This is a genomic window from Pantoea hericii (assembly GCF_014155795.1).
GTDB lineage: Bacteria > Pseudomonadota > Gammaproteobacteria > Enterobacterales > Enterobacteriaceae > Pantoea > Pantoea eucalypti.
Genome location: NZ_SCKV01000004.1, coordinates 159,198 through 175,181 on the forward strand (window position 1 = coordinate 159,198; position 15,984 = coordinate 175,181).

At 52.9% G+C, this 15,984-nt stretch carries 15 protein-coding genes; 7 read left to right on the forward strand and 8 right to left on the reverse strand.

The annotated features are described in order from the left end of the window. Positions 1-18: 18 nt before the first annotated feature. The 3 genes from phrB to H7K52_RS10320 form a co-directional block, all read right to left on the reverse strand. Positions 19-1,443, reverse strand: coding sequence for a deoxyribodipyrimidine photo-lyase (gene phrB / locus H7K52_RS10310; protein ID WP_008925013.1), 1,425 nt, complete (start codon positions 1,441-1,443; stop codon positions 19-21). Between the two features lie 12 nt (positions 1,444-1,455). After that, positions 1,456-2,412 (reverse strand): YbgA family protein, encoded by a 957-nt coding sequence (locus tag H7K52_RS10315; protein ID WP_008925012.1) that lies wholly within the window; start codon positions 2,410-2,412, stop codon positions 1,456-1,458. Positions 2,413-2,566: 154 nt separating this feature from the next. After that, positions 2,567-2,767: a YbfA family protein gene (locus H7K52_RS10320; RefSeq protein WP_003853189.1), complete on the reverse strand. Its 201-nt coding sequence runs from the start codon at positions 2,765-2,767 to the stop codon at positions 2,567-2,569. Between the two features lie 256 nt (positions 2,768-3,023). On the opposite strand from H7K52_RS10320, the gene kdpE reads away from it, so the two are divergent. Next, entirely contained in the window at positions 3,024-3,698 is a 675-nt protein-coding gene (kdpE, locus tag H7K52_RS10325; RefSeq protein WP_003853190.1) for a two-component system response regulator KdpE, read from the forward strand. Between the two features lie 276 nt (positions 3,699-3,974). Here the strand turns inward: kdpE and pgm are convergent, their stop codons facing one another. Together pgm and seqA are read right to left on the reverse strand one after the other, a co-directional pair. Further along, positions 3,975-5,615: a phosphoglucomutase (alpha-D-glucose-1,6-bisphosphate-dependent) gene (pgm, locus tag H7K52_RS10330; RefSeq protein WP_008925011.1), complete on the reverse strand. Its 1,641-nt coding sequence runs from the start codon at positions 5,613-5,615 to the stop codon at positions 3,975-3,977. A 27-nt stretch (positions 5,616-5,642) separates the two neighbouring features. Further along, positions 5,643-6,188 (reverse strand): replication initiation negative regulator SeqA, encoded by a 546-nt coding sequence (seqA, locus tag H7K52_RS10335; RefSeq protein ID WP_008925010.1) that lies wholly within the window; start codon positions 6,186-6,188, stop codon positions 5,643-5,645. A 250-nt stretch (positions 6,189-6,438) separates the two neighbouring features. Between seqA and ybfF the strand changes: the two genes are divergently transcribed. The 4 genes from ybfF to fur all read left to right on the forward strand — a co-directional run bounded on the left by ybfF (position 6,439) and on the right by fur (position 9,102). Beyond that, positions 6,439-7,203: an esterase gene (gene ybfF, locus H7K52_RS10340; RefSeq protein WP_003852814.1), complete on the forward strand. Its 765-nt coding sequence runs from the start codon at positions 6,439-6,441 to the stop codon at positions 7,201-7,203. A gap of 168 nt (positions 7,204-7,371) precedes the next feature. Then, positions 7,372-7,647: a LexA regulated protein gene (gene ybfE / locus H7K52_RS10345; protein WP_003852811.1), complete on the forward strand. Its 276-nt coding sequence runs from the start codon at positions 7,372-7,374 to the stop codon at positions 7,645-7,647. 132 nt (positions 7,648-7,779) lie between these two features. Next, positions 7,780-8,310, forward strand: coding sequence for a flavodoxin FldA (gene fldA, locus H7K52_RS10350; protein WP_003852808.1), 531 nt, complete (start codon positions 7,780-7,782; stop codon positions 8,308-8,310). A gap of 348 nt (positions 8,311-8,658) precedes the next feature. Continuing rightward, positions 8,659-9,102: a ferric iron uptake transcriptional regulator gene (fur, locus tag H7K52_RS10355; protein WP_003852805.1), complete on the forward strand. Its 444-nt coding sequence runs from the start codon at positions 8,659-8,661 to the stop codon at positions 9,100-9,102. Positions 9,103-9,166: 64 nt separating this feature from the next. On the opposite strand, the gene H7K52_RS10360 is transcribed toward fur, so the two are convergent. The 3 genes from H7K52_RS10360 to nagE all read right to left on the reverse strand — a co-directional run bounded on the left by H7K52_RS10360 (position 9,167) and on the right by nagE (position 13,644). After that, the gene (locus H7K52_RS10360; protein WP_003852803.1) at positions 9,167-9,562 is read right to left on the reverse strand and encodes a hypothetical protein; all 396 of its coding nucleotides are present in this window, start codon (positions 9,560-9,562) and stop codon (positions 9,167-9,169) included. Between the two features lie 234 nt (positions 9,563-9,796). Further along, positions 9,797-11,464 carry a glutamine--tRNA ligase gene (gene glnS / locus H7K52_RS10365; protein WP_182630013.1) on the reverse strand — a complete coding sequence of 556 codons (1,668 nt, stop codon included), beginning with the start codon at positions 11,462-11,464 and terminating at the stop codon, positions 9,797-9,799. Positions 11,465-11,616: 152 nt separating this feature from the next. After that, the gene (nagE, locus tag H7K52_RS10370) at positions 11,617-13,644 is read right to left on the reverse strand and encodes an N-acetylglucosamine-specific PTS transporter subunit IIBC (protein WP_182630014.1); all 2,028 of its coding nucleotides are present in this window, start codon (positions 13,642-13,644) and stop codon (positions 11,617-11,619) included. Positions 13,645-13,971: 327 nt separating this feature from the next. Here nagE and nagB point away from each other — a divergent pair, with 327 nt between their 5' ends. Both nagB and nagA read left to right on the forward strand, forming a co-directional pair. Then, the gene (nagB, locus tag H7K52_RS10375) at positions 13,972-14,772 is read left to right on the forward strand and encodes a glucosamine-6-phosphate deaminase (protein ID WP_003852796.1); all 801 of its coding nucleotides are present in this window, start codon (positions 13,972-13,974) and stop codon (positions 14,770-14,772) included. A 62-nt stretch (positions 14,773-14,834) separates the two neighbouring features. After that, positions 14,835-15,983: an N-acetylglucosamine-6-phosphate deacetylase gene (nagA, locus tag H7K52_RS10380; protein ID WP_182630015.1), complete on the forward strand. Its 1,149-nt coding sequence runs from the start codon at positions 14,835-14,837 to the stop codon at positions 15,981-15,983. The last annotated feature ends 1 nt before the right edge of the window (position 15,984 follow it).

Sequence of the window (15,984 nt, forward strand, 5' to 3'; positions counted from 1 at the left end):
TCAGGCTCCTTCGAGGCCTCAGGCGGCGCTTTTGGCGCGCTCAAAGGCATCTAATGTCTTTTTACGGGCGGCCTTATGATCCACGATTGGTGCCGGATAATCGAGTTTCTTGTGATGCTTCTCCGCCCAGACGTGGGGCTGGTGAATATCGCTGTCAGGGACGTCGGCCAGTTCCGGCAGATAGTGGCGGATAAAATCCCCCTTCTCGTCGAAGCGCTCGCCCTGTGTCGTCGGATTAAAGATGCGAAAATAGGGAGCCGCGTCAGTGCCCGTCGATGCTGCCCACTGCCAGCCGCCGTTGTTCGCGGCCAGATCGCCATCGATCAGTTGCTGCATAAAATAGCGTTCGCCTTCACGCCAGTCGATCAGCAGATCTTTGACCAGGAAACTGGCTGTGATCATTCTTAAGCGGTTGTGCATCCACCCCAGCGCCTTCATCTGACGCATCGCCGCATCGACAATCGGGTAACCCGTTCTACCCGCTTTCCAGGCGTCAAAGTGTGCGTCGTTACGCTGCCATTCAACGTTACGCGTCCAGTCGATAAACGGCTGATGCCGACAAAGCGCCGGGTAGGCAACCAGCAGATGGCGGTAGAACTCACGCCAGATCAGCTCGTTCAGCCAGGTAAATGCGCGGCTGTTGTCCAGTGCATCGGGATGCTCATGCAACACACGATGCAGGCATTGGCGGGGTGACAGCACGCCGGTCGCCAGATAAACCGACAGACGGCTGGTGGCATCCAGCGCCGGCAGGTCACGCTTCGCAGGGTAATCGATAACCGGTTTAGTGGCGAAATGACGTAAACGCTTCAGCGCAGCTGCTTCGCCTGCCGGGAACAGATCTTCATCAAAAGCCTTGGTCGGATAATCAAAAGCAGGAATCGGGGTGACTTTCAGCGGCGAACCTTCACGCGGTTTCGGCGCTGGCACGCACTCCGGCAGACTCTGTTGCAAACGGCGGACAAACGCTTTGCTAAACGGCGTAAAAACCTTATACATCGAGCGGTCGCCGCTCTGCACGCTGCCGGGCGGCAGCAACAGGCTGTCATCAAAACCCTGACAAATGACGCCCGCATCATCAAGACGCTTTTCAGCCCGGGCATCGCGCTGGCGCTCGTTGACCTCATACTGATAGTTGTAGAAAAGCTGATCGACCTTTTGCTTTTCGCAGAATTCCGCCAGCGCATCAATACTGTCGCTGAAGGCATGACAGGCCTGATAGTGAAGGGGAATGCCCCGCTCAGCCAGGGCGCTCTGGACTTCCAGCAGACTGGCGTGAATAAACGCCGCCTGTTTTGGGGACATGTCATGCTGCTGCCACTGTTCTGGCGTGGAGAGGTAGAGCGCAATCACTTTTGCATCGCTGTCGCGGCAGGCGGCGTGCAGCGCCAGGTTGTCGTTGATGCGTAAATCGTTACGCAACCAGACCAGATGGGTGGTCATACTCCTCCTGAATTATTGTCCGTAGCGTAAGCACAAGGCTTCGGGATAGGGATCAAAATAGCGTTGCTGGGCCAGCCACGGATGCGGGTATTCGGCCATGTAGTGCTTAAGAATGGTGATCGGCACCAGCAAGGGTTGTGTGCCCTGACGATAGCGGTCAATCAGGGTTGCCAGCTCCTGGCGCTGCGGTGAGCTCAGATGGGTGCGGAAGTAGCCCTGCACATGCATCAGTACATTGGTGTGATTGCGACGTGAGGCGGGGCGTGACATCAGTTCCATCATACGATTGCGGTACTCGAAGGCAAAGGCGTCGAGCGACTCCCACTGGCTCATTGAGGCGACAAACGGTCCCAGTTCGCGATACTTCTCCTGCGAATGTGCCAGCATCATCAGTTTGTAGCGGCTGTGAAAGGCGATTAAAGCCTGACGGGTCAGGCCATTTTCCCACATCTGATTGAACTCGTGCAGCGCGCAGATACGACCAATAAAGTTCTCACGCAGAGCGGGATCGTGCAGACGACCATCTTCCTCCAGCGGCAGCCAGGGCATTTCGCGCTGCAGGAATTCAGCAAAAATACCAGTGCCCACTTTGCGGTTGTTATTGTTGTCAGGCTCATAGACCCGCACACGCTCCATGCCGCAGCTGGGGGACTTGGCGCACAGAATATAGCCGCAGAGATGATGCAGCGATTTTACCCGCTCGGCAGACCAGTCACGCATCTGCGTGGTGACCTCTTCTCCACCATCTTTGCTGAAGCAGAGATGCAGCTCATCGTCGCCCTGCTTTACCAGGCGTAATGCCGGGCGCGGCGTTGGCAAACCGATCGCCATTTCCGGACAGATCGGTTCAAAACGCACAAACGGGGTAAGATCGTCGGTCGCAAAAGTAAGACGCTTGTGCCCACCATCAAATCTGACGCGGTCGCCGAGCAGGCATGCACTGATTCCAACGGGGATTTTTTTGCTCATACTTGTACAACCTCAGAAATCTTGTAGAGGTTTAAGTGTAGCGCAAAATGGTCAGGAATAAAGGAGGAAAACGCGGTTCAGATCTGCTTATACTCAGAAAAAACGCAAAAAAAAGCCCGGTCAATTGACCAGGCCTGTTTTGTGGCAGTACGACTTACCAGAACGCGCCACCACCGGCTTCAGACTGCGCCAGCCAGACCGGCTTTGCGCTGGTCTTGCACCAGACACGGTGCAGGTAACTGTAGAAACGTGCCCGGTCCTGTCGAAACAGCATGACAGGAAGCGCCAGCACGCCGAGAAAAACCACCAGCGTACGACGCGCGATAATTTTGTAACGTGGATAAGCCTGATACATGGTTCTCCTCCCGGTAAGCAAAAGTGTTTGAATGTGATCTGTGTCTGACTTTACGCCAGGTTGTGTAATTTTACTACTCGTCTGACCACTTATTTGCCGCTATTTACACGGTTTAAGAATCAGCCTGTAATTAAGTTACAGATAAGTTATCGTCTGGTTACATGAGGGTTTAAACGCCCGGAAGGTGAAGCTCACGGACGGCAGCCTGTAATATTGATAAAATGGTAGTTCGGCCCCTATCCAAGGCAGGTATTGCGTGACCACGGTTTTGATCGTTGAAGATGAAAAAGAGATCCGTCGCTTTGTCCGGCTGGCGCTGGAAAATGAAGATCTTAAGGTGTTTGATGCCGATACGCTGCAGCGCGGACTGATTGAAGCGGCAACCCGTAAGCCCGATTTAGTGATCCTCGATCTTGGCCTGCCAGATGGGGATGGCACCGATTTTATCCGTGACCTGCGCCAGTGGAGCGCCATCCCGGTAATTGTATTGTCAGCGCGCAGCGATGAGCAGGATAAAATCGCCGCACTGGATGCAGGCGCGGATGACTATCTGACCAAACCTTTTGGTATTGGCGAACTGCTGGCGCGCGTCCGGGTTGCGCTGCGTCGTCATAGTGGCCAGCAACCTGATGCCAGAGTTCACTTTGCCGACGTCAGTGTCGATTTCGCCGCACGGCGGGTGCAGCGCGGCGGCAATGAGATTCACCTCACTCCAATAGAATTTCGTCTGTTGAGTATTCTGCTGAATAACGCCGGAAAGGTGCTGACACAGCGACAGCTGCTGAGCCAGGTGTGGGGACCCAATGCCGTGGAGCACAGCCACTATTTGCGCATCTATATGGGCCATCTGCGCCAGAAGCTGGAAGCGAATCCGACACAACCTGCCCATCTGCTGACCGAAACCGGGATCGGCTACCGTTTTATGCCATAAAAAAAGGCGCCAGAGGCGCCTTTCATGACTGCAAACAAACTCAAATCATACTGAATCTGACCGCAACGGATAAACCCGAGGCACAGGGAACAGGGTCAGAGGAGGAAAGCGTCCCACGCCATGGATGGCGTGGGCCGAGCGTGTCATGGATGACGGCTTTTGCGTCTTTCCGATCTGACCCTGTTTCCTGTGCTGGCACGATCCCGCAACTAACCGGGGTAGAATTTGTCAGCAATCTAAAAGGCGCCAGAGGCGCCTTTTTATCATCCTGACTTATCAGGCGTTTTTCAGCACTTCGCTGACAATCTCTACGGCTTCTTTCTCAATCTGCTCGCGATGTTCTGCGCCCAGGAAGCTTTCACAGTAGATTTTGTAGGCATCTTCGGTGCCTGAAGGACGGGCAGCAAACCAGCCATTCTCCGTCATCACTTTCAGACCGCCGATTGAGGCACCGTTACCTGGTGCCGCCGTCAGACGCGCGGTGATAGGATCACCCGCCAGCGTATCCGCGCTCACCATCTCTGGTGACAGCTTCGACAGTGCAGCTTTCTGCGCTGAAGTGGCGGATGCCTGCAGACGGTTGTAGCTTGGTGCGCCAAAACGCGCAGCCAGTTCATCATAATGCTGCTGCGGATTTTTACCGGTCACCGCTGTAATTTCAGCCGCCAGCAGACACATGATGATGCCATCTTTGTCCGTTGACCACGGCGTGCCGTCGAAACGCAGGAATGAAGCGCCCGCGCTCTCTTCACCGCCGAAACCGAAGCTGCCGTCATACAGACCATCAACAAACCATTTGAAACCAACCGGCACTTCCACCAGCTTGCGACCAATGTCGTTGACCACACGGTCAATCATGGCGCTGGACACCAGGGTTTTACCCACGGCAACATCCTGGCCCCACTGTGGACGATGCTGGAACAGATAGTTGATCGCAACCGCCAGATAGTGGTTTGGATTCATCAGACCCGCCGGGGTCACGATGCCGTGACGGTCATAATCGGGATCGTTGCCGAACGCCAGATCGAACTTGTCGCGGTAAGCCAGCAGGCCTGCCATTGCGCTTTCGGACGAACAGTCCATGCGCACAACGCCATCTTTATCCAGATGCATAAAGCGGAAGGTCTGATCGACTGCATCGTTTACCAGCGTCAGATCCAGCTTGTAATGCTCAGCAATACGCTGCCAGTAAGCAATACCTGAACCGCCCAGTGGATCAACACCCAGCTTCAGGCCAGCTTTCTGAATTGCCGGGAAATCGATAATCTCTGCCAGACCTTCAACGTAAGGCTGAATCAGATCTTTCTCGACCACGTGACCGCTCGCCATAGCCTGTTCAAGTGGCAGACGTTTCACCTCTTTCAGCCCATCTTTGATCAGCTGATTAGCGCGATCTTCCACCACTTTAGTGACGTTGGTATCCGCCGGTCCACCGTTAGGTGGATTGTACTTAATGCCGCCATCTTCCGGTGGGTTGTGCGAAGGTGTGATGACGATACCATCTGCCAGCGGGCCACCCGCTTTATTGTGCTCAAGAATGGCGTTGGAAATCGCAGGGGTTGGCGTATAGCCATTATCCTGCTGAACAATAACATCAACGCCGTTCGCCGCCAGGACTTCCAGAACAGACAGAATCGCCGGTTCTGACAGCGCATGAGTATCTTTACCGACGTAGCAAGGTCCGGTGATGCCGTTCTTTTTACGCTCTTCGGCAATTGCCTGAGCGATGGCCAGAATGTGCATCTCGTTGAAGCTCTGGCGCCCTGCACTGCCGCGATGGCCAGAGGTGCCAAATTTCACCGCATGTTCCGGGTTCGCCACATCGGGCTGCAGGACATAATATTGTGACGTTAATTGTGCAACGTTAATCAAATCGCTCTGCTGGGCGGGTTGCCCGGCACGTGGGTGATTGGCCATTGGCGCTGCTCCCTGACGCTTAAGTTTTTAAATGGTGCCGCAAACTTTCTCGGTCAGTTCCGCAGGGAACTGCATCGAGAGCATGATGTGTTCAACCATGCTGCATTTACGACCAGTATTGGTGTTGGTGATCACCCAGTACGGCGTGCCGGGCACATGCTTCGGCTTAGTATGGGTGCCATTCTGCAACAGCGTATGCTCATCGCCTGCAAAATAGACGCGGGTACGCCCCTGCAGCGATGCAGTAGCCTCAGCAAAGGCTGCGGTATCAAGACGATAGAGCGTTGACAAAATAAGCATAAAGCGATTCACCGCCCGCTTCTGCTCCGCATATTCATCGGAAAGCAGCAGCTCACGCACCGCGCGAACACGATCCTGCGGGCGGGAACCCACAGAGGCCTGGGACTCTTTCGCTGCCTCTTTTGACGCTGGCTGAGCAGGCGAAGCAGGTGCAGTCTGACCGGCCGTGAATTTCAGCATACGACGCAGAATGTCGGATGCGCTTTCACCAATGTGTTGCGTATGGCTGGCAATATAACGGTAGAGCTCTTCGTCAACTTCAATCGTTTTCATCTTATTCCGTACGGTTCTTTCTCATGACAGAACCACCTGTTTCCTGAAAAGCACTGAGTATAGTCAGGCAATTCAAAAGGTGTGTGGGTTCTAACATCAGGATTATAAAGTTAAATTCAGGCGGGTTGTTAGCAATCAAACGGTTTACGGGCAAAAGTCAGAATATGTCCTAATGCCACCGGAACCGGCGCACCTGAAAAGGTGAAACCATGATAACCTAAGCTCAGGTCTCAAACTTAAGAACTTTGCTATGATTTTGAACGCCCGTCTGCAAACTGAACAATCCCCTCCTGATTCCCTGCCCATCCTCCTTATCCATGGTCTGTTTGGCAGCCTGGATAACCTTGGTGTGCTGGCGCGCGGGCTGAAAGATGCCGGTCCCCTGCTGCAGGTTGATGTCCGTAACCACGGTCTTTCGCCACGATCCGACGAGATGAACTACGCTGTAATGGCGCAGGATATGGTCGACACGCTGGATGCACAGGGCATCGAACGCGTCGCGGTTATCGGTCACTCGATGGGCGGTAAAATCGCGATGACTATGAGCGCGCTGGTGCCGGATCGCATTGAGCGACTGGTGATGATCGATATCGCACCGGTGGACTACCAGACCCGCCGCCACGATGAAATTTTTGCCGGTATTCGTGCCGTCACTGATGCGGGCGTTTCATCCCGCAGCGAGGCAGCCCGCATTATGCGCACGCTGATTGATGAAGAAGGGGTTATCCAGTTTCTGCTGAAGTCATTTCAGGAGGGTGAGTGGCGCTTCAATGTGCCGGTACTGTGGGATAACTACACCACGATTTCTGGCTGGCAGCCGGTTCCTGCCTGGGATCATCCCGCGTTGTTTATTCGTGGCGGCGACTCAAGCTATCTGGATAACCGCTACCGCGACGTGTTACTTCAACAGTTTCCGGCGGCTCAGGCACATGTCATTGGCGGCGCCGGGCACTGGGTTCATGCAGAGAAACCTGATGCCGTTTTGCGCAGCATTCGTCGTTTTTTTGCGCTTTAAAAGCAAATAGATGGCGGTAAAAGTTTAGGATTGGCGTCGGGAGTACGCGTGAAGTATGATGGCGCGCTAAAATTTTGCCGCTGGTCAGTTTTGCTGCGGCAATGGCCAATAATTTATAATCTGCGCGGTGAGTGTCTGGCGCCCGCCCCCATTCAGTTTTACTAAGCCATGGCAAAAGAACAGACTGACCGCACGACGCTCGATCTCTTTGCTGATGAGCGCCGCCCCGGTCGACCCAAAACCAGTCCGCTTTCGCGTGATGAACAGCTGCGCATCAACAAGCGCAACCAGCTTAAACGTGACAAAGGACGCGGACTTCGTCGTGTCGAACTGAAAATGAACAGTGAAGCCGTCGATGCACTTAATACGCTGGCAGAACAGCGTAATCTCAGCCGCAGCGAACTGATTGAACAGATGCTGCTGGCGCAGCTCAAACTGGATTGATGCGGGCAAATCGCACGCAGGAGCAAATGTCGGGGCTTTAACCGTTCACCGGTTTTCTCTCGTCTGCTATTATTCGCTGAAATGTGCTGCGGCACACATCTCATCATCAGGATTTAAGAGGTTATTTTACTCATGGCACTCGTAGGCATCTTCTTTGGCAGCGATACCGGTAATACCGAAAACATTGCAAAAATGATCCAGAAACAGCTGGGTTCAGACGTTGCAGAAGTGCATGACATCGCGAAAAGCACAAAAGAAGATCTGGAAGCATTTGATATCCTGCTGCTGGGTATTCCAACCTGGTACTACGGTGAAGCACAGTGCGACTGGGATGACTTCTTCCCGACGCTGGAAGAGATCGACTTTAATGGCAAGCTGGTGGCGTTGTTTGGCTGCGGCGATCAGGAAGATTACGCAGAGTACTTCTGTGATGCGATGGGCACTATCCGCGACATTATTGAGCCACACGGTGCCGTGATTGTCGGACACTGGCCAACTGAGGGCTACCATTTCGAAGCCTCAAAAGGTCTGGCGGATGATACCCACTTCCTGGGTCTGGCTATCGACGAAGATCGTCAGCCTGAACTGACTAACCAGCGTGTTGATCAGTGGGTTAAGCAGATTTTTGATGAACTGCAACTGAAAGAGATCATCGAAGCGTGATGGTGTCTGACTCAATGTGAGCGCCAGCTCACATTGAGGTAATGGAAATTCCTATAGAAATAATAGCCACATTTTTTTAACTTTCTCCGTTTAATCTGTAGAATACCCGCATCGATCTTCCGCTTATTTTCTCACGCGGCAAGACTAAGCGATGTACAAACAGACATCTGCCAGAATTCTCCCCGGCCCGGTGACGCCTCCCCAGCAGCCCATGATGATTCAGGCACGCCCTCTGGTTTTCATTTCATCGCTTCAGTTCTATAATGAGACGCAAATGAGAATGAGTGTAGATCGACATTCAAGGCGACAAGCCACAAAAGTGAATATTAGTAACAGGACAAAATCCGCATGACTGACAACAACACCGCATTAAAGAAGGCTGGCCTGAAAGTGACACTGCCCAGACTGAAAATTCTGGAAGTGCTTCAGGAACCTGAGTGCCATCACGTCAGTGCGGAAGATTTGTATAAACGCCTGATTGATATCGGCGAAGAGATTGGACTGGCTACCGTTTACCGTGTGCTTAACCAGTTCGATGACGCGGGTATTGTGACGCGCCACAATTTCGAAGGCGGCAAATCGGTCTTCGAACTGACGCAGCAGCATCATCACGATCACCTGATTTGCCTGGATTGCGGCAAGGTTATTGAGTTCAGCGACGAGTCTATCGAAACGCGTCAGCGTGAAATCGCAACCCGCCACGGCATCAAGCTCACTAACCACAGCCTCTATCTTTACGGACACTGCACACTGGGCGATTGCCGGGAAAATGAAACCCTGCACGACCAGTAACGCGAGCTGAAATAAAAAAACCGGTGAATTCACCGGTTTTTTTTCGTCTGATGTCTGCTGTCAGTCAGGCGACCAGCGTCTCCTGCAGATAACGCCAGCGCGGAATAGAGCTACTGCAATCGAGAATGGCCAGCGAGATGCGGCTATTGTTATTGCCATTCATCATCTGCATTTCGCGATACTGCACGGTGATCTCTTTATCATGATGAGAGAGGATCACATGTTCGCAGGTGGCAATGCGCATCCCTTCCCGCTGCCCCTGCAACTGCCGGAAAAGATCCTCGACCTCGTTCAGATTGTACTCTTTGCCTTTAGGGGTCACCATGCGGAATTCAGGATGAAAATAGGACATCAGCAGCTCAAAACTGTCGTCTGATCCGGCGGGCTTATTAAAAATACGTTCAATGAGCTGATGTAAAACGACGACACTGTGTTTGGCTTCCTGGGCGAGAACGGTCATATTTTTTCCTTCTGTAACCCGCTGTGCAACCTCTGAGAGCGCATAGCCTACCTGAAAGATGCTAATTCACATCCTGAAATTGATTAATTTTTTTAAACTCAGATTTCTCTCACAGTATGGCATTTAATGGATTGCAGTTAGTTCAGAACAAACGTCGGTAATGGTCGAAATAGGGACAATAAAAAAGGGCGATAAATCGCCCTTTTGTCATTTTATGAGGTCAGCCTCAACACGTTATTCGCCGGCTTTCGTCCAGGTATCACGAAGACCAACAGTACGGTTGAATACCAACTGCGAGGGCGTAGAGTAAACGCTGTCGGCGCAGAAATAACCTTCACGTTCAAACTGGAACGGTGTGGTCGGTTCTACATCGCGCAGGCTCGGTTCCACAAAGCCCTGTTTAATCGCCAGTGACTCAGGGTTGATCACCGCCAGGAAGTCCTCAGCCGCACCCGGGTTTGGCACGCTGAACAGGCGGTCATACAGACGGAACTCAGCAGGCTGCGCGTGATCGGCAGAGACCCAGTGAATCACGCCTTTGACCTTACGGCCATCAGCAGGATCTTTGCTCAGCGTATCAACATCGCTGGTGCAATAGATGCAGGTGATGTTGCCCGCTTCATCTTTAGCAATTCGCTCAGCACGAATCACGTAGGCGTTGCGCAGGCGAACTTCTTTGCCCAGCACCAGACGTTTATATTGCTTGTTCGCCTCTTCACGGAAATCTGCACGGTCGATCCAGATCTCGCGGCTGAACGGCACTTCACGCGTGCCCATCTCCGGCTTACCCGGATGATTGGGCATGGTGAGGGTTTCGCTGTGACCCGCTGGCAGGTTTTCGATCACCACTTTTAGCGGATCGAGCACCGCCATGGCACGTGGTGCATTCTCGTTAAGATCATCGCGAATACAGGATTCCAGCGAGGCCATCTCCACGATGTTATCCTGTTTGGTCACGCCAATACGACGGCAGAACTCACGGATAGAGGCTGCGGTGTAACCGCGACGACGCAGACCTGAAACGGTCAGCATGCGCGGATCGTCCCAGCCTTCTACGTGCTTCTCGGTCACCAGCTGAGTGAGTTTGCGTTTCGACATCACCGCATACTCCAGATTCAGACGCGAGAACTCGTACTGGCGCGGATGAACCGGAATGGTGATGTTATCCAGCACCCAGTCATAGAGACGGCGGTTGTCCTGAAACTCCAGCGTACACAGTGAGTGCGTGATGCCTTCCAGCGCATCGGAGATGCAGTGGGTAAAGTCATACATCGGATAGATGCACCACTTGTTACCCGTCTGGTGGTGTTCTGCGAACTTGATGCGGTACAGCACCGGATCACGCATCACGATGAAACTAGAGGCCATGTCGATTTTGGCACGCAGACAGGCGCTGCCTTCGGCAAACTCACCGTTGCGCATTCTCTCAAACAGCGCCAGGTTCTCTTCCACGCTGCGATCGCGATAAGGGCTGTTTTTGCCAGGCTCTTTCAGGGTGCCGCGATATTCGCGAATCTCATCCGGACTGAGTTCATCAACGTAAGCCAGACCTTTAGAAATCAGCTCGATGGCATAATTGTAGAGCTGATCAAAATAGTTTGATGAGTAACAGACCTCACCGCTCCACTCAAAACCCAGCCACTGGACGTCACGCTTAATGGATTCAACAAATTCCATATCCTCTTTAACCGGATTGGTATCGTCGAAACGCAGGTTGCATTGCCCCTGATAATCCTGGGCGATGCCAAAATTCAGACAGATCGATTTCGCATGACCAATATGCAGATAGCCATTGGGCTCTGGCGGGAAACGGGTATGCACGCTGCTGTGCTTACCGCTCGCCAAATCTTCGTCAATGATCTGACGAATAAAGTTAGTTGGGCGGGCTTCAGCCTCACTCATCTCAAAAATCCTCAATACGAATAACGGGTGATTTGTACCACGAAGTAACGGAGTATGATCCACAAAGCGTCTGAGGGAAACAACCGTTTGTTAAGCCTTTAAAACAAAAAAGGCAGGAATCGCTTCCTGCCTGTGAGGTTCTGTTGCGGGGATTAGCCTTTCACTTCGTATAGCGGGGTTTCACCGGCTACCACCTGGCCGCGAGCCAGTAATGTCAGCCCTGCGAAGTCATCGCTGTTACTGACCACGACCGGACTCACCATTGAGCGGGCGTTCGCGTTCAGGAATTCAAGGTCCATCTCCAGCACCCGCTGACCAGCGACCACGGTGGCCCCCTCGTCAACCAGACGGGTAAAGCCTTTACCTTCCAGCGCCACGGTATCCAGTCCCATGTGTACCACTATCTCTACACCATTCTCCGTTTCCAGACAGAAGGCGTGATTGGTGTTGAAGATTTTAACCAGCGTACCCGCTATCGGTGCCACGACCCATTTGTCGCTGGGTTTGATCGCCAGACCGTCACCCACCGCTTTGCTGGCGAAGGCTTCATCCGGCACATCATCCAGTGCCACGACTTCACCGCTGACTGGTGCCAGCAGGGTTGCGATGACACGCTTCTCACTGTTCAGCACCGCCTGCGGTGCCACAGCCGGCTCAGTCGGTGCGCTGCTGGCTGTCGCTGCAGCAACCGGACCCTTGGTCAGCACTTTTTTCATGGCCGAGGCGATGCTTTCTGCCTGGGTGCCCACGATGATCTGCACGCTCTGTTTGTTAAGACGAATCACGCCGGACGCACCAAGACGCTTCGCCACACCTTCATTAACCTGAGCGGAATCATTCACATTAAGACGCAGACGGGTGATACAGGCATCGATGCTGGTTAAGTTCTCTGAACCACCCACTGCACCGATGTAACGGCGCGCCAGTGATTCAGTCGCCGTTTCACCATTGTCGGTTTTATCCACGTTGACGTCGTAACCATCACTTTCATCACCGTCAACCGCCAGCTCACGGCCTGGCGTCATCAGGTTGAATTTTTTAATCGTGAAGCGGAATACGACATAGTAGATAGCGAAGAAGACCAGCCCCTGCGGAATCAGCATGTACCAGTGTGTCGCGAGAGGATTACGGGTCGACAGCACCATATCCACCAGCCCGGCGCTGAAACCAAATCCGGCAATCCAGTGCATACTGGCAGCAATAAAAACAGAGAGACCGGTCAGAACGGCGTGGATCAGATAGAGCACCGGCGCCACGAACATAAAGGAGAATTCCAGCGGTTCGGTGATACCCGTAAAGAAGGCAGCAAACGCAGCAGCCAGCATAATACTCCCCACTTTGACGCGGTTCTCTGGACGCGCACAGTGGTAGATAGCCAGTGCTGCACCCGGCAGACCAAACATCATAATCGGGAAAAAGCCCGCCTGATAACGACCGGTAATCCCTACGGTTGCGGTTCCGTCAGCCAGTGACTGCGCACCGCCAAGGAATTTAGGAATGTCATTAATACCTGCAACGTCAAACCAGAACACGGAGTTCAGCGCGTGATGCAGACCGACCGGAATCAGCAGGCGGTTGAAGAAGGCATAGATGCCGGCACCGACAGAGCCCAGCTTCTGGATGTGTTCACCAAAGCTGACCAGGCCGTTAAACACCACTGGCCAGATGTACATCAGGATAAAAGCGACGAAGATCATCAGGAACGAGACCAGAATCGGCACCAGCCGCCGTCCGCTGAAGAAGGAGAGCGCTTTAGGCAGCTCAACATGGCTGAAGCGGTTATAGACTTCTGCTGACAGGATACCGACCAGAATACCGACAAACTGATTCTCAATTTTGCCAAACGCTGCAGGTACCTGAGCTAAAGGAATTTTCTGAATCATGGCCACCGCGGCCGGTGAGCAAAGCGTGGTGACCACCAGGAATCCGACAAAGCCGGTCAGGGCTGCCGCACCATCTTTATCTTTTGACATGCCATAGGCGATACCAATCGCAAACAGGACTGACATGTGCTCAATGATGGCAGAACCTGATTTGATCAGTAAGGCAGCCAGCGCATTGCCTGCACCCCAGCTGTCTGGATCAATCCAGTAGCCAACCCCCATTAGTATTGCTGCTGCTGGCAGGGTAGCGACCGGCACCATCAGTGCACGCCCCACCTTTTGTAAGTAACCTAACATAACCCTTCCCCCTATGAGCCTGACTTGTCGCTTTGCGCTGCTTAATGTTGTTGTGTCAGCTACAAAGATCGTTAATACACTTCATTTCACGCAACGAAGTGTAATAATAAATTAATTCGCTTCGCAAATTAAAACCCTGCCAGATGTGATTTTTATCACTAAAAAACATCGTGTCATACGGCAACATCTGGCAATGACTGCAAACTTATTTTATGATCCGAAATATTGAATTGCGCTCCGCCCGTGGCGAGAATAGAAAATCTGCTCAGGCTGATGAGTAACGCAACGGTTTAGCGATCCCCTTTCCATTTTCTAATGAGGTGAAACATGAGACTGATTCCTTTAGCGACGCCAACCCAGGTAGGCAAATGGGCCGCCCGACATATTGTTAACCGCATCAATGCATTTAATCCGACGGCGGATAAACCTTTTGTTCTGGGTCTGCCGACCGGCGGTACACCCCTGGAGGCGTACAAGCACCTGATTGATATGCACAAAGCGGGCCAGGTCAGTTTTAAGCATGTCGTCACCTTCAATATGGACGAATATGTTGGCCTGCCGAAAGAGCATCCGGAAAGCTATCACAGTTTCATGTATCGCAATTTCTTTGATCACGTTGATATTCAACCGGAAAATATCAACCTGCTGAATGGTAATGCGCCGGATATTGACGCAGAATGTCGTCAGTACGAAGAGAAAATTCGCACGCTGGGTAAAATTCACCTGTTTATGGGCGGTGTCGGTAACGACGGTCATATCGCCTTTAACGAGCCGGCTTCTTCACTGGCCTCCCGTACCCGCATTAAAACCCTGACGCATGACACCCGCGTGGCAAACTCTCGCTTCTTTAACGGCGATGTTGATCAGGTGCCTAAATATGCCCTTACCGTGGGCGTCGGCACGCTGCTGGATGCAGAAGAAGTGATGATTCTGGTTACCGGCCACGTTAAAGCGCAGGCACTGCAGGCGGCAGTGGAAGGCAACGTGAATCATATGTGGACAATCAGCTGTCTGCAGCTGCATGCCAAATCGGTGGTGGTCTGTGATGAACCCGCCACCATGGAACTGAAAGTGAAAACCGTGAAATATTTCCGCGAAATGGAAGCGGAAAATATGAAAGGCGTGTAACAGAACATTGTCGTGCCCTGCTGTTACGCTGAGTGACAGCAGGCCAGGACGGGAGAAAAGAGATGTACGCATTAGTAAACGGTCGAATTTACAGTGGCCATGAGGTTCTGGACAATCATGCCGTCGTGGTGGCTGACGGGCTTATTGCGCGCGTCTGCCCGCGTGAATCGCTCCCGGCCAATATTGAGCAGCGGGATATGGCGGGCGCGATGATTGCGCCAGGTTTTATCGATCTTCAGCTCAACGGCTGCGGCGGTGTGCAGTTCAATGACAGCCTGGATGCACTGAGTATCGAAACCCTGGAAACGATGCAGCGCGCCAATGAGAAGTCTGGCTGCACCAGCTTTTTACCGACGCTGATTACCAGCAGCGATGCCCTGATGACGCGTGCGATTGAAACCATGCGCGCCTATCTGCAGAAACATCAGCATCAGGCCCTGGGTCTGCATCTGGAAGGGCCCTGGCTGAGTAAGGCGAAAAAAGGCACCCACGATCCGGCGCTGATTCGCCTGCCGGATGCTGCGATGGTGCAGTATCTTTGTGACAACGCAGACGTCATCACCAAAGTCACGCTGGCACCGGAAAACGCCGGCAGCGAGGTGATTCGTCAGCTGACAGACGCCGGAATCATCGTTTCAGCGGGTCACTCGAATGCGACTTATGAAGAGGCGAAAGCGGGTTTTTCTGCTGGCGTGCGTTTCGCAACGCACCTCTACAACGCCATGCCGACATTTGCCGGTCGTGAACCCGGGCTTATCGGTGCGCTGTTTGATTCACCTGATGTATACTGCGGCATTATTGCGGATGGTTTACATGTACATTACGCTAACGTACGGAATGCAAAGCGCATTAAAGGCGACAAACTGGTGCTGGTAACGGATGCCACTGCCCCCGCTGGTGCTGACATCAGCGAGTTTATTTTTGCAGGCAAAACAATCTATTATCGTGATGGGCTTTGTGTCGACGAAAACGGCACATTAAGTGGTTCTGCCCTGACGATGATCGAAGCGGTACAAAACAGCGTCGAGCATGTGGGTATCGCACTGGATGAAGCGTTGCGCATGGCATCACTTTATCCGGCACGGGCGATGGGCGTGGAAAGGCAGTTGGGCTCGATCGAAGCAGGAAAAATCGCGAACCTGACTGTGTTTACGCGCGACTTTAAAATCATTAAGACGTTTGTCAACGGAGACGACGTCCTGAGCGAGTAAG